At 59.4% G+C, this 25,956-nt stretch carries 23 protein-coding genes; 10 read left to right on the plus strand and 13 right to left on the minus strand.

Features of this window, described 5'->3' with window-relative positions:
* Positions 1-15 precede the first annotated feature (15 nt).
* Both U8U01_RS09270 and U8U01_RS09275 read left to right on the plus strand, forming a co-directional pair.
* Complete coding sequence (locus tag U8U01_RS09270; RefSeq protein ID WP_322173587.1) at positions 16-1,689, plus strand: HlyD family efflux transporter periplasmic adaptor subunit; 1,674 nt, start codon at positions 16-18, stop codon at positions 1,687-1,689.
* The gene (locus U8U01_RS09275; protein ID WP_322173589.1) at positions 1,689-2,882 is read left to right on the plus strand and encodes an ABC transporter permease; all 1,194 of its coding nucleotides are present in this window, start codon (positions 1,689-1,691) and stop codon (positions 2,880-2,882) included. The genes U8U01_RS09270 and U8U01_RS09275 overlap by 1 nt, the downstream gene beginning before the upstream one ends.
* A gap of 66 nt (positions 2,883-2,948) precedes the next feature.
* Here the strand turns inward: U8U01_RS09275 and U8U01_RS09280 are convergent, their stop codons facing one another.
* The gene (locus U8U01_RS09280; protein ID WP_322173590.1) at positions 2,949-4,229 is read right to left on the minus strand and encodes a sensor histidine kinase; all 1,281 of its coding nucleotides are present in this window, start codon (positions 4,227-4,229) and stop codon (positions 2,949-2,951) included.
* Positions 4,230-4,231: 2 nt separating this feature from the next.
* Entirely contained in the window at positions 4,232-4,906 is a 675-nt protein-coding gene (locus U8U01_RS09285; RefSeq protein ID WP_322173592.1) for a response regulator transcription factor, read from the minus strand.
* A 301-nt stretch (positions 4,907-5,207) separates the two neighbouring features.
* Here U8U01_RS09285 and U8U01_RS09290 point away from each other — a divergent pair, with 301 nt between their 5' ends.
* The gene (locus tag U8U01_RS09290; protein WP_322173594.1) at positions 5,208-6,497 is read left to right on the plus strand and encodes a chloride channel protein; all 1,290 of its coding nucleotides are present in this window, start codon (positions 5,208-5,210) and stop codon (positions 6,495-6,497) included.
* Positions 6,498-6,693: 196 nt separating this feature from the next.
* On the opposite strand, the gene U8U01_RS09295 is transcribed toward U8U01_RS09290, so the two are convergent.
* From U8U01_RS09295 to U8U01_RS09335, 9 genes are all read right to left on the minus strand, one after another.
* Entirely contained in the window at positions 6,694-7,029 is a 336-nt protein-coding gene (locus tag U8U01_RS09295; protein WP_322173596.1) for a DUF3784 domain-containing protein, read from the minus strand.
* A gap of 42 nt (positions 7,030-7,071) precedes the next feature.
* Positions 7,072-8,583, minus strand: a complete 1,512-nt coding sequence (gene gpmI, locus U8U01_RS09300; RefSeq protein WP_322173598.1) for a 2,3-bisphosphoglycerate-independent phosphoglycerate mutase — start codon at positions 8,581-8,583, stop codon at positions 7,072-7,074.
* Positions 8,584-8,761: 178 nt separating this feature from the next.
* Positions 8,762-9,532, minus strand: a complete 771-nt coding sequence (gene tpiA, locus U8U01_RS09305; RefSeq protein ID WP_322173600.1) for a triose-phosphate isomerase — start codon at positions 9,530-9,532, stop codon at positions 8,762-8,764.
* Positions 9,533-9,736: 204 nt separating this feature from the next.
* Entirely contained in the window at positions 9,737-11,035 is a 1,299-nt protein-coding gene (locus U8U01_RS09310; RefSeq protein ID WP_322173602.1) for a phosphoglycerate kinase, read from the minus strand.
* A 242-nt stretch (positions 11,036-11,277) separates the two neighbouring features.
* Positions 11,278-11,880, minus strand: coding sequence for a P-loop nucleotide/nucleoside kinase family protein (locus U8U01_RS09315; RefSeq protein WP_322173603.1), 603 nt, complete (start codon positions 11,878-11,880; stop codon positions 11,278-11,280).
* Between the two features lie 60 nt (positions 11,881-11,940).
* Entirely contained in the window at positions 11,941-15,402 is a 3,462-nt protein-coding gene (locus tag U8U01_RS09320) for an FtsX-like permease family protein (protein WP_322173605.1), read from the minus strand.
* 15 nt (positions 15,403-15,417) lie between these two features.
* Positions 15,418-16,077 carry an ABC transporter ATP-binding protein gene (locus tag U8U01_RS09325; RefSeq protein WP_322173664.1) on the minus strand — a complete coding sequence of 220 codons (660 nt, stop codon included), beginning with the start codon at positions 16,075-16,077 and terminating at the stop codon, positions 15,418-15,420.
* Positions 16,078-16,490: 413 nt separating this feature from the next.
* On the minus strand, positions 16,491-17,075 hold the full coding sequence (locus tag U8U01_RS09330) for a pentapeptide repeat-containing protein (protein WP_322173607.1): 585 nt from the start codon (positions 17,073-17,075) through the stop codon (positions 16,491-16,493).
* A 43-nt stretch (positions 17,076-17,118) separates the two neighbouring features.
* On the minus strand, positions 17,119-17,652 hold the full coding sequence (locus tag U8U01_RS09335) for a tRNA (cytidine(34)-2'-O)-methyltransferase (protein ID WP_322173665.1): 534 nt from the start codon (positions 17,650-17,652) through the stop codon (positions 17,119-17,121).
* Between the two features lie 80 nt (positions 17,653-17,732).
* Between U8U01_RS09335 and U8U01_RS09340 the strand changes: the two genes are divergently transcribed.
* Entirely contained in the window at positions 17,733-17,987 is a 255-nt protein-coding gene (locus U8U01_RS09340; protein WP_322173608.1) for a hypothetical protein, read from the plus strand.
* Between the two features lie 202 nt (positions 17,988-18,189).
* Here the strand turns inward: U8U01_RS09340 and U8U01_RS09345 are convergent, their stop codons facing one another.
* Positions 18,190-20,151 carry an MORN repeat-containing protein gene (locus U8U01_RS09345; protein ID WP_322173610.1) on the minus strand — a complete coding sequence of 654 codons (1,962 nt, stop codon included), beginning with the start codon at positions 20,149-20,151 and terminating at the stop codon, positions 18,190-18,192.
* A 900-nt stretch (positions 20,152-21,051) separates the two neighbouring features.
* Between U8U01_RS09345 and U8U01_RS09350 the strand changes: the two genes are divergently transcribed.
* Positions 21,052-21,882, plus strand: coding sequence for a mechanosensitive ion channel family protein (locus U8U01_RS09350; protein WP_322173612.1), 831 nt, complete (start codon positions 21,052-21,054; stop codon positions 21,880-21,882).
* Positions 21,883-21,972: 90 nt separating this feature from the next.
* Here the strand turns inward: U8U01_RS09350 and rpmB are convergent, their stop codons facing one another.
* Positions 21,973-22,161: a 50S ribosomal protein L28 gene (gene rpmB, locus U8U01_RS09355; protein ID WP_120426393.1), complete on the minus strand. Its 189-nt coding sequence runs from the start codon at positions 22,159-22,161 to the stop codon at positions 21,973-21,975.
* Positions 22,162-22,350: 189 nt separating this feature from the next.
* On the opposite strand from rpmB, the gene U8U01_RS09360 reads away from it, so the two are divergent.
* The 5 genes from U8U01_RS09360 to ytfJ all read left to right on the plus strand — a co-directional run bounded on the left by U8U01_RS09360 (position 22,351) and on the right by ytfJ (position 25,950).
* Positions 22,351-23,046, plus strand: coding sequence for a site-2 protease family protein (locus U8U01_RS09360; protein WP_322173614.1), 696 nt, complete (start codon positions 22,351-22,353; stop codon positions 23,044-23,046).
* Entirely contained in the window at positions 23,046-23,750 is a 705-nt protein-coding gene (locus tag U8U01_RS09365) for a segregation and condensation protein A (RefSeq protein WP_322173616.1), read from the plus strand. The genes U8U01_RS09360 and U8U01_RS09365 overlap by 1 nt, the downstream gene beginning before the upstream one ends.
* Positions 23,751-24,243: 493 nt before the next feature.
* Positions 24,244-24,837 carry an SMC-Scp complex subunit ScpB gene (gene scpB / locus U8U01_RS09370; protein ID WP_322173617.1) on the plus strand — a complete coding sequence of 198 codons (594 nt, stop codon included), beginning with the start codon at positions 24,244-24,246 and terminating at the stop codon, positions 24,835-24,837.
* Positions 24,838-24,859: 22 nt separating this feature from the next.
* Positions 24,860-25,480 carry a hypothetical protein gene (locus U8U01_RS09375; RefSeq protein WP_322173619.1) on the plus strand — a complete coding sequence of 207 codons (621 nt, stop codon included), beginning with the start codon at positions 24,860-24,862 and terminating at the stop codon, positions 25,478-25,480.
* Between the two features lie 38 nt (positions 25,481-25,518).
* Positions 25,519-25,950 carry a GerW family sporulation protein gene (gene ytfJ / locus U8U01_RS09380; RefSeq protein ID WP_322173621.1) on the plus strand — a complete coding sequence of 144 codons (432 nt, stop codon included), beginning with the start codon at positions 25,519-25,521 and terminating at the stop codon, positions 25,948-25,950.
* Positions 25,951-25,956 lie beyond the last annotated feature (6 nt).

The following is a 25,956-nucleotide window of genomic DNA, read 5'->3' on the forward strand; positions in this document are numbered from 1 at the left end:
GGAGCGCTTAGCCATATGGAAAGACCACCCATGCGCCACCTGGCAAAGCCCCGCCTGGGCCGCCTTCGGGTGAAAAAAGCAGCCAGCCTCCGGGCAAAGGCCCTACGTTGGCTGGCCGGTTTCCTGCTGCTCATGTTTCTCTTCACCATCCTGTCCCGGGCAGCGGACGAACTTACCATCCCCCGTGTTACCTTGGAAACAGCCAGCCAGCGGAGCATTGACCGTACCATTACCGCCTATGGCAAGGCCGGGGAACTTTCGGCCCGGGCAGTTACCACCTGTCCGGGTATCCGGGTGGCAGGGGTGGCCGTAAAAACCGGTGGCAAGGTGGAGAAAAACGCCCCGCTTTTTACCCTTGAGCAGGCTGATTTGGAAGAAAAATTGGCGGCTGCTAAACAGGAATTGGAAAAGATGGATATGGATCTGCGGGATCGGGCGGGCCGGGAAGAATTGGACAGCCAGGCCAGGGCTACAGCACTTATCCGGGCTCAGCAAGACTATGCCGCCGCCGAACAGTCGGCGAACAAGGAGGTGGAACGGGCCATACAGGCACTGGAGCGGGCAAAAGCCGCATTGGAAACGTATGTGCCACCTGTTTTGATTGATCTGACACCTTTGGAGGCTACGCTTAAGGCGGAACAGGAGGCGCTAAAGACCTTGGAAGGGCAGGAACAAGCCCTTCAGCAGGAGTTGGAACAGGCTGTGGCCCAGGCAAGGCAGGAGGCGACAGAAAGTGGCGGGGACGCGGATGCCGCCGAACAAGCTGTGCGGGCAGGGTATCAGCCAATGCTGGCGGAGGTGGCCGCTAAGGCAGAGGCTGCCCGGCAGGCCGAGCAAGCGGCTGCAAGGGCTTTGGAGGAGGCAAAAGCGCAGAACGAGCAGGCAGATAACACCAGCCTGCTACAGCAGGGGGTAGAAACGGCCCAGCAGGACTATGACCGGGCAGTAGAGAACCGGGAAACGGCCCTTCGGCTAGCGCGAAGAACGGTTGAGGACGCCCAGCGCCCTGATGCACCGGACAGCACCGGGGACAAGGAGCGGTTGGCCAGGGAGATACAGGCAGAGCAGGTACAGCAACTGGCAGAATTGTTGGAGAGTGGTGGGGTGATCCGGGCCCCGGAGAGCGGCACGGTCACAGCGCTGTTGGTTGAGCCGGGCCAGCCTGTGCCGGAAGGGACAGCCGTATTGTTGGCGGACAGCAGCGGGGGGGCGGTATTCACTGCCCAGGTACCCGCCGAGCAGGAAAAATACTTATCTTCCGGGGATGCCGTTACCCTGAAACAGGGGGACGGCAGGGAGCCGATCACGGGGCTGACGGTAGATGGCGTAGGGAAAAACGCCGCTGATCCCACTTTGTTGGATGTAACGGTTCGGCTACCGGCAGGTACGCTGGAGATTGGGCAGACAGCAGAGATGGTCTGTGTGCGAAAGTCCCGGCAATACCCCACCTGCGTACCGTTGAGCGTTTTGCATGAGGAGAACGGCCGGTACTACCTGCTGGTACCCCAAACCGTACAGACCGTGTTGGGACAGGAAACCACTGCCGCCCGGCTGGATGTAACCGTGCAAGAGAAGAACGAAAGCTATGCGGCGCTAACGGACAATGCGCTGGCTTATGGGCAGAAATATCTGGCTTTTTCTAGCAAGCCTGTAAAGGCTGGGGACCGTATCCGGCAGGAGGTAGGCTGATGGGCCGGGGGCGCTGGTGGCGGCTGGCCCTGTGCGGGCTTTTCCTGATGGGGTTGGCACTGGCCCGGTTGCAAGCTTACCGGCTGGCTGATATCCCGGATTTGCGCCTGTTATCCTTGAGCGGTGAGTCCTTGACCGGCTCTGCGGCCTGGGCGCTGGCCCGGCAGGAAGAGGGGGAGCAGCAACCAGCGGCTTTTGTGCTGTGGGGACAGCGTGTGGGGCAGGTTGTGGAGAACCCTGACCTGGCACGTAGCACGACCTTAAACGTTCTATTATTGGCGGGGGATTCCCCCTTGCTGGTGCCCTCTGATGCGCCGCTACTGTCAGGGGACACGGAGGGGTGCCTTTTGGACGAGGGCACGGCAATGGAACTGTTCGGCAGCCCGGCGCCGGTAGGATCGCAGGTAAGGTGGAACGGGCGCACTTTGACGGTACGAGGTATCTTATCCGGGAAGCGGCCTGTGCTGGCCGTACAGGCCCTTGCCGGTGACACCGGGCTGGGGCGGCTGGCTTTACAGATACCGGCAGGCAGTTGGCCCCATCGGTATATTGTGGAATTCTCCGGCCGGCTGGGGTTGGATGGCGTATGGGGCGCAGCCCGTACCTGGGCGGGAATAGCTGGCTTTTTCTCCCAACTGCCGGTATGGGTGTTGGTGCTTTCGGCCATCAGCCCTTTGTTGCGGACCGGGTTTAGGGCATTGGAATACCCAGCGGTGTTTCTGGCCTGCTTGTTGACAGCGGGGGCACTGTGGTTTGCAGGGCTGTGGCTGACGGGCTTTTCTATGCAGATTCCCCCGGAACTGCTGCCTGCCCAGTGGTCAGACTTTGACTTTTGGGTAGAACTGCTGCGGGAAAAGCAGGAAGAGCTGGCACGGTTTTTCCTGGAGGAAAAGACGGAGTATGACCTGGGGCTGTTCCTTCCAGCGGCAGGGGCTGTAGCCGCTGGGATAGGGACAGTGCTGCTGATGCCCCTATCCCTCAGCAGGGTAAAAGCAGCAAGCGGCAGGGGGCTGTGGGCCCTGTGCGCAGGGACGTTGGTTTTTAGCTTTTTGGCAGCTCTGTACACAGACGGCGCCCTGGCGACAGATCGGCCCCTATGGCTGGCCCCGCCCCTGTATTGGGTGGGGGACTACGTTGCCAGAAAGTTGGCAGGCTGGGCAAAGCAGGTGCAGCAGACGCCAGAGGATGCATAACCACTTCCTAATTAAAAAGGCAGGGCCTACTTTATAAGGTAGGCCCTGCCTTTTTTATAGGATGCCTCAAAGCAGCAGGTGGAATACCGCCCCACCACCGGGGGCGTCCTCTACCCACAGCCGGCCCCGGTGTAGCCCGGCAATTTCCCTGGCCACGCACAGACCCAGCCCAAAATGCTCCCGGTCTTGCCGGGAGGCATCACAGCGGTAGAACCGTAAGAAAATATTCTCTTTCTCCCTGTCCGGGATGCCGGGGCCTGTGTCTGCCACCGAGAAACAGTAACGGCCATTGGCCTGCCGGGCCAGACGCAACCCAACACTGCCGCCGGTGGGCGTATAGCTGAGGGCGTTGTCCAGCAATACCGCTAAGGCTTGTGTGATCCGGTCAGGGTCGCAGGGAAAAAGGGGGATATCCTCTTCGGGCAGGGCAGCGGAGAATTGTATCCCTTTCTCTCTGGCTGGGCCACAAAAACGCTCATAGATATCTAAAGTCAGGGTGTCCAGTGCCACCGGCGTACGCTGAAGGCTCCAACTGTGGCTGTCTGCATTGGCCAAAGCCAGCATATCGTCAATTAGCCGGGACATCCGGTGCCCTTCGGCGCGGATATTTTCCCGGAACCGGGCTTGTTCGTCCGGTCCGGCCTTTTCCAGCGCGGAGAGGTTAGAGAGCATGACGGTAAGGGGTGAGCGCAGTTCGTGGGAGGCGGAGGCCACAAATTGGGCCTGCTTGCGTTGGCTTTCCTCCAGGGGGATCAGCATTTTCCCCGTAAAGAACCAGGCGAAAATTGCCAGGGCAATGGCCCCGGTAAACACGATGACAGCGAACATGGCCCGCTGATGGAAGATTTGCTTTTCCTGCTGCTCCAACGGGCAGAGGATCAGCGCGCCCAGGGAGCCATAAGGCCGAGGAAAGACTACTGCGGCCCCGTAATACTTCATGCCGTCCTCATCCCTGAAATTGAACCGTACCGTCTGTGTCAGCACAGAATTGCGGGAGGGTTCCAGCACATTGAGCCCGCAGTTCTCAGCGGCAATGGCCTGGGCCTGGCGCTCCAGGCTCTCACGCGGTGTTTTTAGGCCGTTGTAGGCCAGCGGCTCAGCATTGTCATATATGGCGAGCAGTAGCTGCTGCGCGCCCTCAGTTTGGGCCAGCCATTGGCCGGAGATCACGGTGCGGCCCTCCAGATAGGAAATTACCCCGTTCACGTCATTGAGAAAGGCCTGGTACTGGGCCTGCCGGATGGCATTTTCGGAAACCATCAGGCACAGCAGGGTAATGGCCAGGGCAATGGAAACAGTGGCCAGGATGCAAAACCGGGTCATCTGCCGGCGCAGCCCTTGAAACATCGTTATCCCTCCTCCAGACGGTAGCCCACCCCCCGTACAGTGGTGATGCGCCACGCGCTTTTCACCCCCCGCAGCCTGCGGCGCAGGAAGTGGATGTAGTTGTCTAAATTACCGTCTTCTACGTCGGCCTCCGGGCCCCACACCCGCAGCAGCAAGGTTTCACGGGTAAGGGTGGTGTTGGGGTGGCGTAAAAGGGTTTCCAGCAGGTCGGTTTCCCGTTTAGAGAGCAGGTATTCACCGTTGGGTCCCTGTAAACGCTTTTCAGCGGGTATCAGGCACAGGTCACCGGTGGAAGTTGCCGGGGCCGCGGCCCAACTCCGGGGGCGGCGGCTGATGCTGCGGATACGGGCCATCAGTTCGCCAAAGGCAAAGGGTTTTACAATATAGTCGTCAGCCCCGGCGTCCAGGCCGGTGATCTTATCCTCCAGTTGCCCCAAAGCGGTAAGCAGGATGACAGGCGCGTCTACCTGCCGGGCGCGGGCCTCCCGCAGGACAGCCATACCATCCATGCCGGGCAGCAGGCGGTCCAGTAACACCAGGTCATAGGTGGTTTCCAGCAGGTAGTGCAGGCCGTCGTCACCGGCATGGCATACGTCGGTGGTTAGGCCTTCCTTCTCCAACTGGAATTTCAACGACTCCGCAAGGCGGCGGTCGTCCTCAATCAGTAAAATGCGCATGGCGCTCTCTCCTTTAGCACAAGTATAGCACAAAACGGGGGAAAAAGCAGCCCCCTGCCTAAATTACCAGTATAGCACAGGAATCTCTAAAGAATCTCTATAAGCTGCAAAAACAGACGCTGCCTGGTACGCTGGTATGTAGTATCTTGCTTACAGGCAGTGGCTATGGCCCATTAGGTAGGGGAATTCAAAAAGTTTTTGGAATTCGGCACACGCATTGTGAGTTTTCCCCTTGCGTTAACCTGATTTAGGGAGTATAATGGAGGCAATGCTTTATTGTGTCAAAGGGGGAGTGAAAGGGATGGGGCCTTTTAGTAAGAAACAGTGCCGGGCCACCTGGAAAAGCGCCGCAGTCTACCTGTTGACTGTGCTGAAATGGGGGATAGCCGCTATAGCTGTAGGGGCTGTTTGCGGCCTGTTGGGTACGCTGTTCCATGATGCCATTGATATGTTTACCCGCTGTCGGCAGGCTAATGGGGTGCTGGTGTGGTTTTTGCCGGTAGCCGGCCTGGTGACATTGCTGCTGTACCGGCTGTGCCGGGTGGATTTCGGCGCGGGTACCAACCTGATTATCCGCTCAGTCACCACCAATGAGCATATCCCTGTCCTCCTGGCCCCGCTGATTGTAGTAGGGACGCTGCTGTCCCATCTCTTTGGGGCCTCAGTGGGCCGGGAAGGGGCGGCCTTGCAGCTAGGGGGCAGTCTGGGGCATAACATAGGGGAGCTGTTTCGCTTTGACGAGGATGACGTGCGTACCATGTCTATGTGTGGCATGGCAGCGTGTTTTTCGGCCATGTTCGGCACACCGCTTGCAGCGGCAGTTTTTGTGCTGGAGGTCATCACCGTAGGCAGCCTGCACTATGGGGCTTTTTTACCCTGCATTGCGGCCTCCTATGCAGCGGCGGGCGTTAGCCGGGTGATGGGTGCGAAACCGATGGGGTACCCACTGCCAGCGGGTACCCCTTTGATCGGGCCGGGCGCGGCAGCGCAAGTGGCATTGTTGGCAGCCCTGTGCGCCGGGGTGGGTATCCTGTTGTGCCTGGCCCTGCACGGGGCAGGGCGTGTAGGGGAAAAGCTTTTTAAGAGCCCCTATCTCCGTATTGCGGCAGGAGGTATGGCCATGGCCCTATTGGTGAATTTATTTGGGTTGAAAGATTTTGCCGGAGCCGGTGGGCACATGATCGACCGGGCGGTAAGTGGCCAGGCAGAACCCTGGGCCTTTTTGCTGAAGATAGCCCTGACGGCTCTATGCGTGGGGGCTGGGTTCCGGGGCGGGGAGATTGTACCGACGCTGTTTATTGGGGCAACCTTTGGCTGTGTAGCAGGGCCCCTGCTGGGGCTGGACGCCGGTTTCGCAGCGGCAATGGGGATGGTGACAGTTTTCTGCTCGGTGGTGAACTGCCCTATTGCCACCCTGTTCCTGGCAGCGGAACTGTTTTCCACGGCGAACCTGGGCCTGTTTGCCATTGGGATTGCCGTAGCTTTTGTGTTGTCAGGGTATTTTGGGTTGTATAGCAGCCAAATCATCGTCTTTTCTAAGGTGAAACGCACCTTACGGGAGGGAAAGAGGACGCTGAAGGAGGAACTCTAGCCCAGGACAGGCAATAGCCGGACAGTTGAGGGGTTGGTGCGTTCTGGTAGCCCGGCTGGGCGAGAAGTGTGTAATCCAGATAAGTGGTTGATAAGGAGGGCGGTTAACATCCCGGAGGGTGTAAATCAGGTGGCAAAAAAGCAACTCCCCCGGTATTTCCAGGGAAGTTGCTTTTTCGTGCGTGGCCTTTGCAGGGTTATTTCTTAAACCTGTTGCCGGTATTGCAGTAGATAAGGGCGAAAATGCTCAGCCCTACCACTACCGCTAGATAGGCCCAGGTAAGCCATTCCAGGCCAAAGAGGAAAAGCCCCAAGCCATATAGAAGGCTGGCAATCCCAATGGCCAGCAAAATCTTGCCGGTAAACTTCGCCAATGCCGGGCCGTCCCATTGCGCCCGCTCTTCCGCGGACATGGTATTATACCCGGCAATAAGCCAGGTGCCTTTGCCCAGCATGAGCGGGATAGATAAGCCAATGAGGCTCAGGAAAACAAATGCAAAAATGGCCAGGCCCAATAGATCCTTTGCAGCCATTATGATACCTCCCATAAGGTTGGTGCCAACAGTTTCTCATGCTTACTGGATGATACTTTCCCCAGACATCTCCGCAGGCTGGGGCAGGCCCAGCACTTTCAGCATGGTGGGGGCGATATCCGCTAGGCGGCCGCCCTCCCGCAGTGTACAGGGGTGGTTGATAACACAGAAGGGTACCGGATTGGTGGTGTGGGCGGTAAATGGCGTGCCGTCATCGTCCACCATCCTATCGGCGTTGCCGTGGTCGGCGGTGAGCAAAATACAGCCGCCCATCTCCTTGACCGCAGCCTCTACCCGGCCGATGCAGGTGTCCACAGCCTCTACAGCCTTGACAGCAGCCTCAAATACACCGGTGTGACCTACCATGTCGCAGTTGGCATAGTTCAAAATCAGCGCATCATACTTGCCGGACTTTACGGCCTCTACCATCTTGTCCGTGACCTCATAGGCGCTCATCTCCGGCTGTAGGTCATAGGTGGCCACAGCGGGGGATTTCACCAAGATGCGGTCCTCGCCGGGGTACTGCTTTTCCACGCCGCCGTTGAAGAAGAAGGTTACATGGGCGTACTTCTCGGTTTCGGCAATGCGCAGTTGGGTCAGATCGTTTTTGGAGAGATATTCGCCGAAGGTATTTGTAAGGCTTTCGGGTTTGTAGGCTACGTCCACATTGGGCATGGTGGCATCATATTGGGTCATGCACACATAGTTTACAGGGAAGAAACCGTTTTTCCGCTCAAAGCCGGCAAACTCCGGGTCTACAAAGGTGCGGGTGATCTCCCTGGCCCGGTCGGGGCGGAAGTTATAGAAAATGATGGAATCGCCGGCCTGTACAGGCTCGGCACCCTTGCACACAGTGGGTACCACAAACTCGTCGGTTACGCCCGCATCATAGGACTTCTGCACCGCGCACACCGGACATTCGGCCTCTACGCCCTCGCCGTAAACCATAGCAGCATAGGCCTTTTCTACCCGCTCCCAGCGGTTGTCCCGGTCCATGGCGTAGTAGCGGCCCATTACCGTGGCAGCTTTGCCTACGCCGATCTCCTCCAGTTTGCCCAGCAGCTCCTTCACGTAGTCCTTACCACTGGAAGGCGGCACGTCCCGGCCGTCCAGGAAACAGTGGACAAACACCTTCTCCAGCCCAAGGCTTTTAGCCATTTTCAGTAGGGCATACAGGTGGGTGTTATGGCTGTGTACGCCGCCGTCAGACAGGAGCCCCATAAAGTGCAGGGCCTTGCCGTTGTCTTTGGCAGACTGCATAGCGGCCAGCAGGGCGGGGTTTTTCTCCATATCCCCTTCTTCTGCGGACTTGGTGATGCGGGTCAACTCCTGATAGACAATGCGCCCAGCGCCGATGTTGGTGTGTCCCACTTCCGAGTTGCCCATCTGCCCGTCAGGCAGGCCTACATCCAGGCCAGAGGCCCCGATCTCTGTTACCGGGTTCTCCTTCAGGATGCGGTCCAGGTTAGGGGTTTTGGCAGCCACAATGGCGTTGCCCTCGTCTGGGGCGATGCCAAAGCCGTCCAAGATCATCAAAACTAAAGGTTTTTTCATATTGCGCGTACTTTCCTTTCGCGTATACTTTTGCGTTCTTTTACAAAAAAGAGATCAGCCGCCGAACAGCCTTACCACTGCCAGGGGAGCCGGTAAAGGCTTACTAATTCTAACTGGGCAAGCCAAAGCCGTTGGGGAGCTTTCCGGCCCGATCTTACCCCCACCCAAAAGCGTAAACTTAACCTTTGGTAGCCGCATCGACGATCACAGCAAAGTCGGCAGGTTTCAGAGAGGCGCCGCCGATAAGCCCGCCATCCACATCGGGCTGGGCCAGCAACTCGGCAGCGTTAGCAGCGTTCATAGAGCCGCCGTACTGGATGGTGATACCGTCGCCTGCGGCACAGTTATAAAGATCCTTAATGGTCTGGCGGATCAGGGCACAGACCTCGTTAGCCTGCTGGGCAGTGGCGGTTTTGCCGGTGCCGATAGCCCAAACGGGCTCGTAGGCGATGATAATGCGTTTCAGTTCATCTTCGGTGACGCCGCCCAGGGCAATCTTGGTCTGCAAAGCCACCAGCTCACTGGTAATGCCCTGCTCCCGCTGCTCCAGGGTTTCGCCCACGCAGAGGATAACCGTCAGCCCTGCATCCAGAGCGGCGCGCACCCGGTCATGGACAGTGACGTCGGTTTCGCCAAAGTACTGGCGGCGTTCGCTGTGGCCGATAATAACGATCTTTACGCCCATAGAGGCCAGCATCTCGGCAGAAATTTCCCCGGTAAAGGCCCCGGATTTAGCCCAGTGGCAGTTCTCTGCGCCGATTTGGATGTTGGTACCCTGCGCGGCCTCCTGTGCGGCGGACAGATCCACAAAGGGTGTGCAGGCCACCACGTCGCAGCCGGCGTCCTTCACCAGCGGGGCAATGGCCTCGATCAGTTCTTTGGCCTCGGCAGGGGTTTTGTTCATCTTCCAGTTGCCGGCAATAACGGCTTTGCGTAGCTGTTTGTTCATAGTAGTCAGTCCTCCAAATTTTGTAAATTTTTGCAAACCATTGCAAATACGTGAAATAGCATCTATCCCCATTACGGGCAGCCCTTCCCAAAAAGCCTAGGAAACTTGCCGGCGGGGCAAACCGCCGCATCCATGAACCGGCCGCCAGGAAGGGAGGGGAAAACGAAAGGGCGGAGATTCCCCCACCCTCCCGTATCAGGTAAATTATTTCTCGTTCAGGCAGGCGATGCCTGGCAGCTCCTTGCCTTCCAGGAACTCCAGGGAGGCGCCGCCGCCGGTGGAGATGTGGGTCATCTTCTCGGCAAAGCCCAGCTTTTCCACAGCCGCAGCAGAGTCGCCGCCGCCGATGATGGAGATGGAGCCGCTATCGGCCACGGCGCTGGCTACGCCAATGGTGCCGGCCGCAAAGTTCTCCCACTCGGAAACGCCCATAGGCCCATTCCACACCACAGTGCCAGCGCCCTTAATAGCGTTGCTGAACAGCTCAATGGTCTTGGGGCCAATGTCCAGGCCCATCCAGCCGCTGGGGATGGCAGTGGAATCCACCACCTGGCTCTCGGTATTGGGGTCAAATTCCTTGCCAACTTTGGTGTCCACAGGCAGCAGGAACTTCACGCCGGCTTTCTCGGCCTTTTCCAGGGTGGCCTTCGCCAGATCCAGCTTGTCCTCTTCGCACAGGGAGGTGCCGATGTCGTAGCCCTGAGCCTTAAAGAAGGTATAGGCCATGCCGCCGCCGATGATCAGGGTATCTACCTTAGAGAGCAGGTTATCGATCACGCCGATTTTGTCGGAAACCTTCGCACCGCCCAAAATAGCTACAAAGGGCCGCTTGGGCTCGGTGAGGGCCCCGCCCATGACCGTGATCTCTTTCTGGATCAGGTAGCCGCACACAGCGGGCAGGTAGTGGGAAACACCTTCGGTAGAGGCATGGGCACGGTGGGCGGTGCCAAAGGCGTCATTTACATAGATGTCAGCCATAGAGGCCAACTCTTTGGCAAATGCAGGGTCGTTCTTGGTTTCCTCGGCGTGGAAACGGATATTCTCAATGATCATCACGTCGCCGTCGTTGAGGGCAGCCGCTTTCGCCTTGGCGTCGGGGCCAACCACATCTTTCGCCATAATGACCTCTTTGCCCAGCAGCTTGCCCAATTCAGCGGCAACAGGGGCCAGGGAGAACTTCTGCACGTCGCCCTTAGCGGCCTCCAGGGCCTTGGCGGTGGCCTCAGCCTGCTCGGCCTCCGGCATGGCGTCGATCTTCTTCTTCTCTTTCTTATCCAGTTTTACGGTGTCGTTGAAGATGTTATGGGGCCGCCCCATGTGGGAGCAAAGGATAACCTTCGCGCCGTGGTCACTCAGGTACTTCACGGTAGGCAGTGCGCCCACAATCCGCTTGGTGTCGGTAATAGCGCCGTCTTTCATGGGGACGTTGAAATCGCAGCGGACCAATACCCGCTTGCCGGCAACGTCAATGTCTTCAACGGTCTTTTTGTTGAGATAGTTCATGTCCAGTACACTCCTTCTAAAATAGAAATAAGGTCGCAAAAACTCGTGCAGTCCTACCAAATATTGTATAACAAAACGCGGCCGTTTGCAAGTGGAACTTTGCAAAAACAGCCGCGCCAGCTCAATTTTTTCTATATATATGCCACGGAAACCGTCTTTCCAGAGGGAAAGCGCATACAAATCCAGGCCACCCATAGCCATGCTACCTTGGGGCATAATGTACCGGGGAGATAGGATGCCGTTTACAAGAAAGCGTTTTTCTCTGCTTGCAGTTTCCCCAGTACCTCTTCAAAAAACCGTTCCCTTTCCCGGGCGGTTTCATAGCAGGGTAAGCCCAGGGCCTGGCACTGGGCCCGCATCAGCCGGCTTTGTTCCACCAGATACCGGCAGCCCTCCATGCGTTCGCTGTCTGAGAGGCTATAGGTGTAGTCCTCTGGGGTATCATAGGCTTTCTGGATGGCACACCGCTCTGCGGGGGTCACATCCCCTGTGACCAGGTAGAGGATGCCGCATATCTCCGGGTTCAGGTAACGGGCATAGTCCTCTGGCAGCAGTTGGTACATATCAATGACCATGGGCCCGTTTTGCCGGTCATACTCCTCCGGGTCCGTCATAGCCCGGAGGAAGGGGCCCATTTTTCCGCTAATGATACGTAAAATCTCCATGGAGGGCTTACCGGCGTTGACGCGCAGGCCGGTATCCACGCCGGTTTCTGGAAAGCACTGCTCAAACCCGGCAATGATTGCGTCCATACTGACGTGCTGCCAGCCAAAAGCCCTGGCAACCCTTCTGGAAAGGGTACTCTTGCCGGCCCGGGGCACGCCGGCGATGATAAGGTGTTTCATATGGCTGCTCCTTTCTGGGCGCCGCTGGTGGGCGGGGCTGTTTGCCCGGACAATCGCTTGTTATTCGGGGGCCTTCATACTTGCTACCATGCTGATACCCGTGAGCTTTCTGTACATCACCAGGTTTACCATCACGCTAAAAACGATGGTCAGTACAGCCGCAAAGATATAGCTGGGCGCGTAAATGGCCCGCCCAAACATTACCATATCGATCTCCGCTGTGCGGACCACAAACTGGTGTAGGGCAATGCCCAGTAGTAACCCCGCCCCGGTGCCAATGGCTGTTAACATGGCTGTTTCCCGGTAGACATAGGCTGCCACCTCACCGTTGTAAAAGCCCAGCACCTTAATGGTTGCCAGTTCTTTTTCCCGCTCGGTCAAGTTGATGTTAGTCAGGTTATACAATACCACAAAGGCCAGTGCGCCAGCCGAGATAATGAGCACCACCACAATGTAGTTGATGCTCTGGATGCTATTGGCGAAACTGCTGGAAAGTTCCCCGGTAGAGGTGGTCATGGCAACGTCCTCGCACTGTAGCAACTCTGTGGTCAGCGCATCTTCGCCACCGGCAGGGCCCTCCGGGGGCAGTGCACACAGCAGGGAGTTTATTTCCGCGGGTTCGCCGAAAGCCTCTGCGTAGGCCCTGGGGGAGATATAGAGGTAGTGGTACACATAGTTCTCACAGATATCGGTGATGGTGAAACTGGCTTCGGTTTCCGCCTGATTTTTTACTGTAATCTGATCCCCTACCCGTAGGCGCTGCCGTTCCGCCAGCTTTTCGGTGATAATAACAGCATCCTCGTCATAGGTTATCGGCGCATCGTCCGTGCGGTGCCGGAAGGTAAAGAAGTCCGGCAGGCGCGCAACTTGTGCCGGCACAAAAACCGTCAGGCCGTCCGCCGGGGCGCCGCCGCTGGGAACTACCTGGCCGTTCTCCTGCCGTGCCGCAAGCCAGTCTTCTACCCGGCCCTTGTCGTCCAAAATCTCCGTCAGAGCCGGGTCGTCCAGCACGCTTTCGCCTGCCAGGCCCACGATCAGTTGGTAATGGGAGAGGTCGCCGTACTGGATCCCCACAATGTCCGATATGGAATCCCGGATGCCAAAACCTGTAACCAGAAGGGCCGTACAGCCGGCAATGCCGGTGATGGTCATAAAGAACCGTTTCTTGTAGCGGAACAGGTTCCGTGCCGCCACCTTGTGGGTAAACTTCATCCGGCGCCAAAGGGGGGTAATGTGCTCCAGTAGGATACGCTTGCCGGCCTTTGGGGCGCGGGGCAGCATCAACTGGGCCGGGGACTCCCGCAGGGCGGCCCAGCAGGCGTTAAGGGTGGCTACCAGTGTGCAAAGGGTCGCGGCCACCGAGGACACCAACGCCAGCGTCCAGCTAAAGGGGGTGTAAATATCCGGCATAAAGTACATGATATTGTATGCGTTAAGAATGACCGTGGGGAAGAGCCACATACCGGCCGTTACCCCCAGCACACAACCCAACAGGCTGGCTGCGGCAGCATAAAGCAGGTATTTGGCGGCTATCTGGGCGGGGGAGTAACCCAGGGCCTTTAGGGTGCCGATTTGCAGGCGCTCTTCCTCCACCATGCGGGTCATGGTGGTCAGGGCCACCAGGGCAGCCACCAGAAAGAAGAACACCGGGAATACCTGGGCAATGGCCTCGATCTTGCTTGCATTGGAGTCATAGCTGGCAAAGCCCACATTGTCCTGCCGGTCAAAAATATACCATTCCCCCGGCTCTATGCTGTCAATCTCCTCTTGGGCGTTGTCCAACTCTTGCTGAGCGTCGGCCAGTTCCCGGTCAGCTTCCGCCTTGCCCTCGTCATATTCTGTCCAGCCCTCTGCCAATTCCTGTTTGGCGTCGGCCAGCTTGGCCAGGCCCTCATCATACTCCTTCTGGCCGTCGGCCAGTTCCTGCTCGGCCTGGGCCAACTGGGCCAGCGTGTCCCGCTGGGTGGTGTTTAGGGTGGCCTCGGCGCTATCTAGCTGGTTTTTCTGCTGGTTCAATGTTGCCTGCTGATTATTCAACTGGGCTGTCTGGCTGTTAAGGTTCGCCTGGTTCCGATCCAGTTCAGCCCGGCCGGCCTGTGCCTGGGCCAGCCGCTGCTGGTACTGGGCCAAGCCCTCTTCCAAAGCCGCCCGTGCCGCCGTGGAGTCTGTCCCCTGGGCGGCCAGTGCCTCCAGGCCGCTTTTTAACCCGGCAAAGGGGGCGGCAGCTTCGGGGGCCAACTGCTCCAGGGTGGCCAACAGTTCCAGCGCCGCCGCGTCAGAGTGGCCGGTTTCCGGCAGGCCAAGCTGGGCTGCCACTTGGAACAGCCCGGCCTTGCCTGCATCGATAGCATCCAGTTGGGCCTGTGTTTCGTCCAGCCGGGCCTTTGCCGTAGCCAGTTCCCGATCGCCCGCGTCTAACTGGGCATACCCGGCGGTAATCTGCCCCTGGGCTGCCGCTATCTGTTCCCGGCCCCGGTCAATCTGTGCCTGGTACCCACTGATCTGCGCCCGCCCGTCGGCGATCTGCTGCCGGGCATTGGCCGTCTCCCGTTCCAGGGTAGCCCGGCCCTCTTCCAGTTCCTTTTGGCCGTCGGCTAAGGCCTGCTTGGCGTCAGCCAGTTCTTTTTCGCCGTCGTCGATCTCCTTCTGGCCGTCCTCCAGTTTTTGCCGGGCGTCGGCCAGTTCCTGTTCTGCGTCGGCCTTGGCGTCTGCGAATTCCTGCCGGGCCTCTTCCAGTTCGCTGTTGGCCTCGGCCACGATCTCCTCATACCGCAGGGTAGCCCGTTCTTCCCCAAAGGGCTCCAGCCGCCCGGCGGCCTCGTCTACCAGCGCCTGATAGCCATCGTGCAGGGCGTTCAGTTCTGCGCCGCCGGTCAGGGTCAGGTAGGCAGCGGTATAATAGTCCTGAGAAAAACTCTCCGGCGGGGTGTAAAGCTTGAGGGCCAGGGTGCCGGTACCCGCGGTGGAGTGCTCCTGCTCCATAGAGATGTACAGGGCACTGCGCACTGTACCCACCACGGTAAATTTCCCGGCCAACCCTTCCGGGCCATCCTGGGGGGTAAGGGTCTGGCCGATCCAGTTGCTTTCATCTACCAGAGAACGGGAGATTACCACCACACACTCGCCGGCCTTTTCGGGCATACGGCCCTCCAGCAGTACAGAGGCGTTAAGCCGGGGCGCGTCCTGCTCCGGCAGGCTGTGCAGCCGGGTGGTCAGGGCGTCGCCCTCACTGGAAACCATGACCAGATCCGCATCGTAGGCAGGGGTAACGGCCGCAACCCCTTCCAGCCCGGCCAGAGCCTCCATATCCCCGGCGGTCAGGCCCAGGGTGGAAACCACCCGCAGGTCAAACATGGCGGTTTCGTCACAGTACCTGTCCAGCGTGACCCGCATATCCAGCGGTGAGGCCAGCACCCCGGCCAGAAAACCCGAACCCAGGGCTACAATGGCGAAAATCGCCAAAAACCGGGACAGGCTGCTGCGCACGGTACGTAGCACGTTTTTCGCATAGGAACGATTCATGTTACCCCTCCCTGTCTACCACTCGATCTCCTCCACCGGCGTGGGGTGGGGATTTACCTGGTTGGAAATGGCCCGGCCACTCTTGATGCGGATGACCCGGTCTGCCATAGCGGTCAACGCGCCGTTATGGGTGATGACCAGCACGGTGCGGCCGGTTTTACGGCAGGTGTCCTGCAAAAGGCCCAGTACGGCCTTGCCGGTGTTGTAGTCCAGCGCGCCGGTGGGCTCGTCGCACAGCAGGATTTTCGGGTTTTTGGCCAAAGCACGGGCAATGGCCACCCGCTGCTGTTCCCCGCCGGAAAGCTGGGAGGGGAAGTTCCGCAGCCTGTCCCCCAGGCCCACGTCCCGCAGGGTTTCGGCAGCGTCCAGCGGTTCCGGGCATATCTCGCTGGCCAGTTCCACGTTTTCCAGGGCAGTAAGGTTTTGCACCAGATTATAGAACTGGAACACAAAGCCCACCTCCAGCCGGCGGTAGGTGGTAAGCTGCCGGGCGTTGTAGCCGCTGATTTTTACGCCGTCCAGGGTAATGGTTCCCTCGTCGCAGGTATCCATGCCGCCCAGCATATTCAGCACGGTGGTCTTGCCCGCGCCGGAGGGGCCTACAATGATACAGAATTCCCCTTGCTCTACAAAGAAACTGATGTGGTCGGCCGCGGCAATGCGTTGCCCGCCCATCGTGTAAAATTTGCACACATTTTCAAACTCAATAAAATGCACTTTGCTCCCTCCTGTGTTCCTGTAAAGTATGCCCGCTAAAGAGGCGATATGGCGATATATAGTTTGCGCACAAAGCCGCTACCGTACTGTCAAAGCACCCTCATTATAACAAAAACCCCCGGCCAATGGAAGGGGGCATTTGTAAACAAATTGGTTTTTCCAGCGGGAAATCCCCGGCAATCCGTCCTGCGCTATTGGGTTAAAGGGTACAGGTGCGGCGGGCGCATCCGTTGTGCCGCCTGCCCGGCAGCGGCCGGGGGTGTTGGGGCTGGATGGGGGCGCTTTTTTTGGCGTAAAAGCACGCCTTTTGGGCCTTTGATTCAAGCGAACCAAGGGAGAAATTGCTTGGGAGGGAATTACCAGCCGTACGGTTATTCCAACCGGATGCCTAGGCTGTACAAAAGGTTGGCGGCCTCCGGCAGGGCAAAGCGGGCGGCTTTTAGGGTGCAACTGGGCACATCCACCTTATAGCCGGTAGCGCCCCGGAAGTCCCCGCCGGTAAGGTTGCAGCGCAAGAACTCCGTATCCTCCAGCCCGCAGCCCTGGAAGTTGCCTTCCGTCAAGTTGCACGCGGCGAACATACACCCGGTAAGTTCCGAGCCGGTAAAGTCGAACCGGCGCAAATCCATCTCCGTAAAAAAGCAGTATTTCAAACGGCAGGCTGCCAGTTTATCCAAGGGGTCGCCAAAGCCGCCGGTGGGGAGCAGCAGGCCCCAGTTTATGCCGGAAAGGCTACAGTTTTCCAGACTAAGGAATTTAACTTGGCTGTACGCGCATTTTGGTTCGTTGATTTGGCACCCGGTAAACCGGCACTCAGTAAACACGCAGCGCTCTATCTGGCAGCGCTCAAAGGTACAACCCACAAAATCACAGTCTACAAAGGTTTTGCCGCTGATGGTTTCCTCCATCAGCCGTAGATCCTGAAAGTGCTCGTTTTCGAAATAGGCAGCGGGCATGGGGTGGCTCCTTTCCATTTAGGTAGCTGTGGCAGGGGGGCCTTTACAGGAATTCTGACCGGGGGAAAGCCGCCTTGGCCGCGGCCCAGTCATAGTCCCGCAACTCTCCCCGGCAGGCCAGTTCTGGGTAATCCCATTGGCGCAGCACCTCAAACACGCCCACCGCCACTGAGTTCGCCAGGTTCAGGCTACGGGCCCCCTGCATCATGGGGATGCGTACGCAGCGGGCCTGGTTCTCAAACAGCAGCTTTTCAGGCAGGCCGGCGGACTCCCGGCCAAAGAACAGCCAGCAGGGGTCAGGATAGCGCACGTCCGAATGCCGCTGGGGCGCTTTGGTGGAAAAATAGAAGAAATTCCCAGCGTTTTTTTCAAAGAATTCGGGTAGGCTAGGGTAATAGAAAAGGCTCAGATATTGCCAGTAGTCCAGCCCGGCGTGCCGCAGCTTTTTGTCGTCCGGGGTAAAGCCCATGGGCCCTACCAGATGCAGGGCAGCGCCCGTTACCGCACAGGTACGGGCAATATTGCCGGTGTTTTGGGGGATTTCCGGCTCTACAAGGACGATGTTGAGAGTTGCCATAAATTTCCTTTCCGGGGCGCTGCCCACAGGGGTAATAATGGATGCAGGCAAAGGGCATAAATCAACAAGGCGGTGGAAAAATGAGTGTGACAGCCGTTTTAGCGCTGATCCGATTTTTGATCATTTTAGGGAGGTTTGACGCGATGTATAAGCAGAGCATGAACGTAGCCAAAGGCGTAGGGCTTGGCCTGCTCACCGGCGCGGCGGTGGCGGCCATTGGTACAAGGGCCATGAGCGGGTCCCATAAAAAGGCGGCCCACATGAAAAAGAATGCCAGCCGGGCTATCCACACGGTGGGCAATATCATCGGCGACATGGAGAAGATGCTTAAGTAAAGCCGGGACAGAGGGAGGGGCGGGGGCCCCTCCTTTTTGCACCCTTTAAGCCCGTTATTGGGAGCTTACAGGCCCTGACCGATAAGCAGCCACTTGCAGCACCAAAAGCCCTGTGCGTTGGCAAAGTGCAGCCTGTGGCTTGCCCCTACATAAAAGGCCGCTTTTGAGGGGGAGCAACACCTCGCTGACGCCAACATGGCTTTTAGCGGGGCGCGACGGGGCTGCCCAGCTTTTGGTACAAAATGCCGTTGTAGTACTTATCTTCCCGGAACTCCCCGTCAAAGACCACGCTGCCGTTCTGGTCAAACTCTGTGCCGTGCCCGTGGCGCTGGCCCTCTTTCCAGCCGCCATAGTACAGCAGGCGGCCATCCCGGTCAAAGGCTGCGCCCAGGCCGGTGGCCTCGCCCCCGGCCCATTGACCTACAAAAACGGTGCCATCTTTGCCGTTGATCATCACCCCGGCACCCTCTTTTTTGCCGTTTTCCATACGGCCGCTGTACCGCAAGCTGCCGTCTTTGTCAAAAAGCGTCACCAGGCCCTGGGGTTGGCCCTCTTGCCAGTTGGCCACGTGCAGGGCATGGTCGCTGTCCCGGAAGGAAACCCCCAGCCCATCCCGGCGGTCATCCTTCCACGAGCCGGCATAGCACAGGTTGCCGTCTTTATAGTAGTATGCCCCAAACCCATGGCGCTTGCCGTCCAGATAATCGCCTTCGTAAGAGGTCAGCCCGCCGGGCTGCTGGGTGCGGCCGCGGCCGGTGATCTTCCCCTCCCGGATGGGGGTGATATCCCCGGCAGGCGCCGGCCCGGTCAACTCTGCCGGCCCGGTAGCAGCCGGGGATGGCAGGATGGCGGCCTCGGCCAGGATTTCTTCCAATGTACCAGCCGGCTGGGTGGACGTAGGCTCCTGGGGCTTTTCGGGCGTGGCGCCGGTGGTTTCCCCGCTGTCTGGGAGGGGGGAATCTGCTGGCAGAGGCCCGGTGGTGGGGCTGGCAGTGGGGGGTTCCTGGGGGTTTTCGGGCGTGGCGTGGGTGGTTTCCCCGCTGTCTGGGAGGGGGGAATCTGCTGGCAGAGGCTCGGTGGTGGGGCTGGCAGTGGGGGTTTCCTGGGGGTTTTCGGGCGTGGCGTGGGTGGTTTCCCCGCTATTTGGGTGGGGGGAATCTACCGGCAGAGGCCCGGTGGTGGGGCTGGCAGTGGGGGTTTCCTGGGGCTTTTCGGGCGTAGCGTGGGAGGTTTCCCCGCTGTCTGGGTGGGGGGAATCTACCGGCAGAGGCCCGGTGGTGGGGCTGACAGTGGGGGTTTCCTGGGAGTTTTCGGGTGTAGCGCCGGTGGTTTCCCCGCTGTCTGGGTGGGGGGAATCTGCCGCCTCTTTTGGGCAGGGGGAGGGCTCTTCTTCGGCTGTAGAGGGGCGTGGAGGCTCGATTTTGGCATATTCCTCCAGGCTGGTAAAGGTGATGGCGGCGTCTTCGCCCTCCCCATCGCCCGCAACCAGGGCCCCTTCCCGGACCTCCCAGGCGGGCATCAGCACCACAGTACCGTTGCCGATGGTTTCCAGGGCCTGTTCCCGGGCCTGGGCCTCGGCGGGGGGGCAGCAGCACAGCGTGCCTTTGGTGGTGGCCAGTACCAGTTGGGGCGGGCCAAACTGGGCGTCTACCAGGCTCTGTTCGCCGGTGCCGGGGTGGTAGGGGGCGGTGGCCAGCAGGGTGTCCCGATAGGCCTGGCGGTGGGCGTCCCAGTCCCGGCGCAGCACCTGGCCGGGCTCTTCCCCTGGCTGGAAAACCACCCGGGGACGGGTGGCATCCCAGGGCTCGTAATACTCGTTTTTGGCCCAACGGTGGGCTTTATCGAAGAAGGCGCGGCTGACGATAATGCCCCGCAAATCCCGGAATACCAGCAGCCAGCCGTCCTGACGGCCAAAGGCCTCTTCCAGCACGGCAACGCCGCCCTGGGGGCCTTTGGCGGTCTTTTTCCAGTGGAAACTGCGGCGGGTGATGCGCCCCTGTACCCGGCCGTTGAAACCCTTGACGGCCTGGCTGTTTTCTGCCTTAACGGGGCGGCGGCCGCTTTGGAAAAACTGCTGCCGGGCCAGGGCCAGTTCCCCGCGCAGGGGGGCTAACCCGTCCCGCAGAGGGAAACAGGCCCAGCAGATATCGTAGTGTGCTTGCATGAACATAACTCCTTTCGGGCGGGCGGCCGGGGGCCATTTTGACGTTTTTGGGGGAGATAGCAGGCAGGTATGGGGGTGGTCTTGGGGGGATAGCAAGGGGATATGGAGGGGATATCCGGCAGGTATTGGGGCGGTATTTTTGGGTGTTTGCTTTAGCGCTTTAGCATCACGATGAGAAAAGGGGGTGGCACTTGCGTTGGGGATTGGGAGAGGTGGGGGTGCGCTATGGTTGGAAGGAGGGTTTAGCACTTTAGCGTGAGAGGGAGGTGATGGGTGGCGATTTAGCGCGGTAGTGTGGGGTGTAGTTGGGAGGAGGCTTTCGTGGTTTAGCGCGGGAGAGGCGGCGTGGTGGTTTTGTTGGGGATTGGGAGAGGTGGGGGTGCGCTATGGTTGGAAGGAGGGTTTAGCACTTTAGCGTGAGAGGGAGGTGATGGGTGGCGATTTAGCGCGGTAGTGTGGGGTGTGGTTGGGAGGAGGCTTTCGTGGTTTAGTGTGGGAGGAGGGCGTGGTGCTTTCGTTGGGGATTGGGGGGAGGTGAGGGTGCGCTATGGTTGGGAGGAGGGTTTAGCGCTTTAGCGTAGGGGAGAGCTGATGGGGCGGAGATTTAGCGTGGTAGTGTGGGGTGTAGTTGGGAGGAGGCTTTCGCGGTTTAGTGTGGAAGGAGGGGGCGTGGTGCTTTTGTTGGGGATTGGGGGGATGGGCGGGTTGGCGCTTGGGCGGGACGGTGGAAGGGCACTATTCCTATTATACCATAAACGGCGGGGGGTTGGGGGAGGAAAAAGCAAATTTCTTTATTTTTTCAGGAAATTCTTCCTTTTTCCGGGCGGGAGGTGCTATAATAGGGCATATACAGGAAATATGGGCCGAATTGGCCTGTTTTGCGGAGAGGGAGGCGACGTTATGGACGGGAACGGGTTTTTGGGCGAGTTGACGGGCTGGCTGGTGCGCACGGGGATCAACCTGCTGCTGGCGGGGGCGATCTTTGCGGGGGGCTGGTGGCTGGGCAAGCTGGCGGCCCGGCTGGCAAAAAACGCGGTGAAAAAGGGCCGGGGCGACCCGCTGGTGGCGGGCTTTGTGGGGTCGCTGGTGAAGGCGGTGGTGGTGATGGTGGGGTCGGTGAGCGCTGTTGCCCAGTTGCAGATCAACATAACCTCCCTGGTGGCGGCTTTGGGGGCCGCGGGGCTGACGGCCAGCTTTGCCTTGCAGGGCAGCCTTTCCAACCTGGTGAGCGGGATGCAGATCATTTTTACCAAGCCCTTTAAGATGGGGGACTACCTGGCCTTTGGGAACTATGAGGGCACGGTGAAACGCATTGAGATACTGTACACGATTTTGGCCACCTTTGACAACAAAGAGGTGATTGTGCCCAACGCCAAGATCACCGGGGATGTGGTGGTGAACTTTTCTACCAACGGCACCAGGCGGCTGGACCTTAGCTATGGGGTGGCCTACGCGGCGGATTTGCAAAAGGCAAAGGGCATACTGGCCAAGCTGGCGGCCCAGGACCCACGGGTACTGGCGGACCCTGCCCCGGTGGTGGCGGTGGGGGAACTGAAAGACAGTTCGGTTACGCTGGTGATGAAACTGTGGTGCCGCCAGGAGGACTACTGGGACTTGTACTTTGCCATGCAGGAGGCGGTGAAATTGCAGTTTGACCGGGAAGGGGTGGAGATACCTTTCCCCCAGGTGGAGGTGCACATGGGGCAGGGGCCGCGCCCCGGCGGCCAATAAAGGGCAAAACAAATAGGGCCGCGCAGGCGCTGCCTAAATTAGGCAGGCGCAGCGGACAGCCCCTGTTTGTTCGATGAAGATAGGTCACGCTTAGACCGCGCGGGTCACTTTGCCGGAACGCAGGCAGCGGGTGCAGGCGTATACACGCTTGGGGGTCCCGTCTACAATAGCCTTGACGCGCCGGATGTTGGGTTTCCAGGCCCGGTTGGAGTGACGCATGGAGTGGGATACCTTACAACCAAAAGCAACGCCCTTGCCGCAGAATTCACATTTTGCCATTTTACTGCACCTCCTTGACCGCCCGAAAGCAGGCTGTCTTATACTGTACTTATAAAGCAACAACATGAATTATAGCAGATGGAGGGTTAAAATGCAAGTTTTTTTTGAAAGGAATTGTCTTTTTCCCGGAAATAGGTTATAATCCTTGCAGAGCGACCCTGTAAAATTGGAAGAAAGGAACTACTGTTTATGATTTTTACTGTGATAAGGACCATTATGGCCGGGGGGCGCATTGATGTGCTTTCTGTAGCGGCACAGGTGCTGGCGATTGTGTTCGTCATCCTCTGTGTGCTGCCGCTGCACGAACTGGCCCACGGCTGGGTGGCCGGCAAGTTGGGGGACCCTACCGCCCGGCTGGAACGCCGCCTGACCCTGAACCCCCTGGCCAGCGTGGACCCGGTGGGTACGGTGTGGCTGTTCCTGTTTGGGTTTGGGTGGGCAAAGCCGGTGCCGGTGAACCCCCGGTACTTTAAAAAGCCCAAGCGGGATATGGCCATTGTGGCAGCGGCGGGGCCTATCTCCAACGTACTGGCGGCGCTGGTGGGGGCCATACCGGCTACGGCCATGATGCTGTTTGCCCCTTATAACGGGGTGACCTCCTTTATCTTCACCCTGCTGAATTATTATGTTACCGTAAACGTGACCCTGGCGGTGTTTAACCTGCTGCCGGTGCCGCCGCTGGACGGCTCCCGGATATTGGGGGCGTTCCTCAGCGACAGGGCCTTGGAGATGTACTACCGGTACCAGAATATCTTTGTGATGGTGATGTTTGTGCTGATGTTCTCGGGGGCGTTTTCGGGGCCCCTTTACGTGATAGAGAACTGGCTGACCAGGGGCATCTTTTTTGTGACCAGCCTGCCCTTTAAGCTGTTTGGGGCGGCCTGATGGAAAAGCTGCAATACAGGCTGACGGTATATGAGGGCCCCCTGGATATGCTGCTGGCTTTGGTGGCAAAGAACAAGATCGACATCTATGACATCCCCATTGCGGAACTGCTGGACCAGTATATGGAGCAGATACAACTGATGCGGGAGGCGGATTTGGATGTGGCCAGCGAGTTTTTGGAGATGGCGGCGCGGCTGGTGTATATAAAAACGGCCTCGCTGCTGCCAAGGCCCGAAGAGGAGGAGGACCCCAGGGCGGAACTGACCGGGCTGCTGCTGGAATACCAGCAGTGCAAGCTGGCGGCGGAACAACTGCGGGCGCTGGCCTCTTTTGACGCGGTGCCCCGCCCGGCGGAGGAACTGCCCGCCGACTATACATATAAGCGCATCCATGACCCCAGGGAACTGGGGCAGGCGTTGCGGGCGGCCTGGGGCAAGGGGAAAAGCCTGCTGCCCCCCAAGCCGGAAAGTTTCTCCGCGCTGGTGAGCGCGCGGATTGTTTCGGTGGCCAGCCAGACGGTGTATGTGCTGCGGATGCTGTGGCGCCGGGGCACGGTGGGCTGGCAGGCCCTGTTTGGGGGGAAGGAGGACCGCTCGGCCAGGGTGGCGGTGTTTTTGGCTGTGCTGGAACTGGTGAAGAGCCGGCGTATCCGGGTGGAGGGCGAAGGGGAGAGCTGCCAGGTGCGGCTGTTGGGGAAAAAATGACCCGGCGCTGGGGCAGGGCGGCCTACCGGTGAGAGTGGGGGAAGGTTGCCGGGGTGGGGACGTGTGGGGAGGTGTCCAAAGCGGAGAGTTTATAGCGTAATTTTGGCCTCCGGCAGCGGAGAGTTGGCTACGCCAACGCTTGGGCTCTGATTCCCGGCTGCCGCCCCGGCCGGCGACGGGAAATCGCCACCTAAGAACCCAGCTACCTTAGAAAAGGGCGAGGGCCACCGGGTGCTTGGCGCAGCCAAGTAGAGCGGCCGTCACGAGCCGGCCGAACCGGCAGGTGAGAAGGCGAAACTTTTACCATTTGGCCGCCGGAGTCCCGCTTGTAAACTCTTCGTTTTGGGCATACCCACGTGTGGGGGCTCCCTGGGGCGGTGCTTTCCCTTTGCGTTTTGGTGGGGAAAGGGGATGCGGTTGCGGTTTTTGACGGATAGGGGCCTGCCGGTGGCCGGGCGGGCGATTAAATACAGAGTGAGGGACCTATTATACTATGGATGAGAAAATGGACAAGAGCCGGCTGGGGGGCAGGGTGGAGGCCATCCTGTTTGCCAGCGGCGAGCCGGTGGCGCTGGAGCGCATGGCCCAGGCGCTGGGGGTGCGGGTGTATGCGGTGGAGGAAACCATCGCCCGGCTGCAAAAGAAGTATAACCGGGCGGAGAGCGGCATCCACCTGCTGCTGCTGGGGGACACCGCCCAGTTTTGCACCAACCCGGCCTTTATCGAGCCGGTGCGGGCGGTGCTGGATTTGAAACGGAACACGCCCCTCTCCCAGGCCGCTATGGAGGTGCTGGCGGTGGTGGCGTACAATCAGCCGGTGACCAAGGCCTTTGTGGAGCAGGTGCGGGGGGTGGATTGCTCCGGCGTGGTGGGGAGCCTGGTGCAAAAGGGCCTGCTGGAGGAGCGGGGCCGCCTGGAACTGCCCGGCCGGCCCCTGCTGTACGGCACCACGGAGAACTTTTTGCGGTGTTTCCAACTGCATTCCATCGACCAGCTTCCGCCCCCGCCAGGGGACGGGGAGCCGGGGGAAGAGGAGGAGCCGGAACCGGAGCCGGAACAGATCGCATTACAGCCGGTATTGGCATAGCCGGCAAAAGGGGGTGGCGGCGGTGATTGTGGTATATATTCTGGGCGGGCTGCTGTTTTTGCTGTTGCTGCTGGCGCTGCTGCCCGTGCGGGTGCAGGTGGAATTCCGGGAGGGGTTTGCGCTGGAGTTGCGCTACCTGTTTTTGCGGATACCGATCTTGCCGGGGGAAGAAGGGCCCGAAGAGGAGCCGGAGCCGGAACCGGAGGCCCCGGAAGAACCACGGAAGAAGGAGGGGGGCGGGTTTCCGGCGCGGGTGAAGGCTGCCCTGAAACGGGAAGGGCTGGCAGGTTTTTTACAGGGGCTGGGGGAACTGGCCCGGCTGCTGGAAGAGGCCGTGGAAGGCGTGCTGCGGGGGCTGCGGCTGCGGCGGTTCGACCTGTACCTGTGCCTGGGGGGAGCCGGCGGCGCGGCCGCGGCCGCGGTGCGGTACGGGCAGGTGGCCGCGGGGGTGTATGCCGTTTGCGGCGGGCTGTTCAGCCTGATGCCCTGTAGGCGCAAGGGCGTAACCGTGGACCTGGACTATGGGGCCCCGGCGGATGTGGTCGCCTTTTCGGCGCAGATCTCCATACGGCCGGCGGTGGTGGCCAGGGAGGCGGTTGTGCTGTTTTTCCGGGGGCTTAGGCCCCTCAGGAAAATGATATAGGGCGCAGGCGGCAAGGGGCCTGGCTGCATAAAACCAATATGGAAAGGAAGTTGGATATGAGCGACAAGAATGTGAACGGCCTGCTGGAAACCAGCATGGAGAAGATCAAGCAGATGGTGGACGTGAACACGGTGGTGGGGGCGCCGGTCACCACCCCGGACGGGACCACGGTGATCCCCATCTCCAGGGTACAGTACGGTTTTGCGGCGGGGGGGTCTGACCTGCCCTCGAAGGCCCAGCCGGCGGGGGGGCTGTTTGCCGGGGGCAGCGGCGCGGGCATTACGGTGAGCCCGGTGGCGTTTTTGTCCATCCACCAGGGGAATGTGCGGGTGATACAGATAGAGCCCTACTTTAGCCCGGTGGACCGGGCTTTGGAAAAGATACCCGACATTGCCGATATGTTGCAAAGGCTGTTCAACAAGGAGAAGGCCGGCGGGGAGGACAAGCCGGAAGGGGCGGAGCAGGCCTAGCATATA

The organism is Acutalibacter caecimuris (assembly GCF_034335085.1).
In the GTDB taxonomy this organism is placed as follows: Bacteria; Bacillota; Clostridia; order Oscillospirales; family Acutalibacteraceae; genus Acutalibacter; species Acutalibacter caecimuris.

What these genes read in the sequence shown, in the direction of transcription:
- U8U01_RS09270 (WP_322173587.1), top strand. Translation starts at nt 16, where the DNA reads ATGGAAAGACCACCCATGCGCCACCTGGCAAAGCCCCGCCTGGGCCGC.
- U8U01_RS09275 (WP_322173589.1), top strand. Translation starts at nt 1,689, where the DNA reads ATGGGCCGGGGGCGCTGGTGGCGGCTGGCCCTGTGCGGGCTTTTCCTG.
- U8U01_RS09280 (WP_322173590.1), bottom strand. Translation starts at nt 4,229, where the DNA reads ATGTTTCAAGGGCTGCGCCGGCAGATGACCCGGTTTTGCATCCTGGCC.
- U8U01_RS09285 (WP_322173592.1), bottom strand. Translation starts at nt 4,906, where the DNA reads ATGCGCATTTTACTGATTGAGGACGACCGCCGCCTTGCGGAGTCGTTG.
- U8U01_RS09290 (WP_322173594.1), top strand. Translation starts at nt 5,208, where the DNA reads ATGGGGCCTTTTAGTAAGAAACAGTGCCGGGCCACCTGGAAAAGCGCC.
- U8U01_RS09295 (WP_322173596.1), bottom strand. Translation starts at nt 7,029, where the DNA reads ATGGCTGCAAAGGATCTATTGGGCCTGGCCATTTTTGCATTTGTTTTC.
- gpmI (WP_322173598.1), bottom strand. Translation starts at nt 8,583, where the DNA reads ATGAAAAAACCTTTAGTTTTGATGATCTTGGACGGCTTTGGCATCGCC.
- tpiA (WP_322173600.1), bottom strand. Translation starts at nt 9,532, where the DNA reads ATGAACAAACAGCTACGCAAAGCCGTTATTGCCGGCAACTGGAAGATG.
- U8U01_RS09310 (WP_322173602.1), bottom strand. Translation starts at nt 11,035, where the DNA reads ATGAACTATCTCAACAAAAAGACCGTTGAAGACATTGACGTTGCCGGC.
- U8U01_RS09315 (WP_322173603.1), bottom strand. Translation starts at nt 11,880, where the DNA reads ATGAAACACCTTATCATCGCCGGCGTGCCCCGGGCCGGCAAGAGTACC.
- U8U01_RS09320 (WP_322173605.1), bottom strand. Translation starts at nt 15,402, where the DNA reads ATGAATCGTTCCTATGCGAAAAACGTGCTACGTACCGTGCGCAGCAGC.
- U8U01_RS09325 (WP_322173664.1), bottom strand. Translation starts at nt 16,077, where the DNA reads ATGGGCGGGCAACGCATTGCCGCGGCCGACCACATCAGTTTCTTTGTA.
- U8U01_RS09330 (WP_322173607.1), bottom strand. Translation starts at nt 17,075, where the DNA reads ATGCCCGCTGCCTATTTCGAAAACGAGCACTTTCAGGATCTACGGCTG.
- U8U01_RS09335 (WP_322173665.1), bottom strand. Translation starts at nt 17,652, where the DNA reads ATGGCAACTCTCAACATCGTCCTTGTAGAGCCGGAAATCCCCCAAAAC.
- U8U01_RS09340 (WP_322173608.1), top strand. Translation starts at nt 17,733, where the DNA reads ATGAGTGTGACAGCCGTTTTAGCGCTGATCCGATTTTTGATCATTTTA.
- U8U01_RS09345 (WP_322173610.1), bottom strand. Translation starts at nt 20,151, where the DNA reads ATGCAAGCACACTACGATATCTGCTGGGCCTGTTTCCCTCTGCGGGAC.
- U8U01_RS09350 (WP_322173612.1), top strand. Translation starts at nt 21,052, where the DNA reads ATGGACGGGAACGGGTTTTTGGGCGAGTTGACGGGCTGGCTGGTGCGC.
- rpmB (WP_120426393.1), bottom strand. Translation starts at nt 22,161, where the DNA reads ATGGCAAAATGTGAATTCTGCGGCAAGGGCGTTGCTTTTGGTTGTAAG.
- U8U01_RS09360 (WP_322173614.1), top strand. Translation starts at nt 22,351, where the DNA reads ATGATTTTTACTGTGATAAGGACCATTATGGCCGGGGGGCGCATTGAT.
- U8U01_RS09365 (WP_322173616.1), top strand. Translation starts at nt 23,046, where the DNA reads ATGGAAAAGCTGCAATACAGGCTGACGGTATATGAGGGCCCCCTGGAT.
- scpB (WP_322173617.1), top strand. Translation starts at nt 24,244, where the DNA reads ATGGATGAGAAAATGGACAAGAGCCGGCTGGGGGGCAGGGTGGAGGCC.
- ytfJ (WP_322173621.1), top strand. Translation starts at nt 25,519, where the DNA reads ATGGAAAGGAAGTTGGATATGAGCGACAAGAATGTGAACGGCCTGCTG.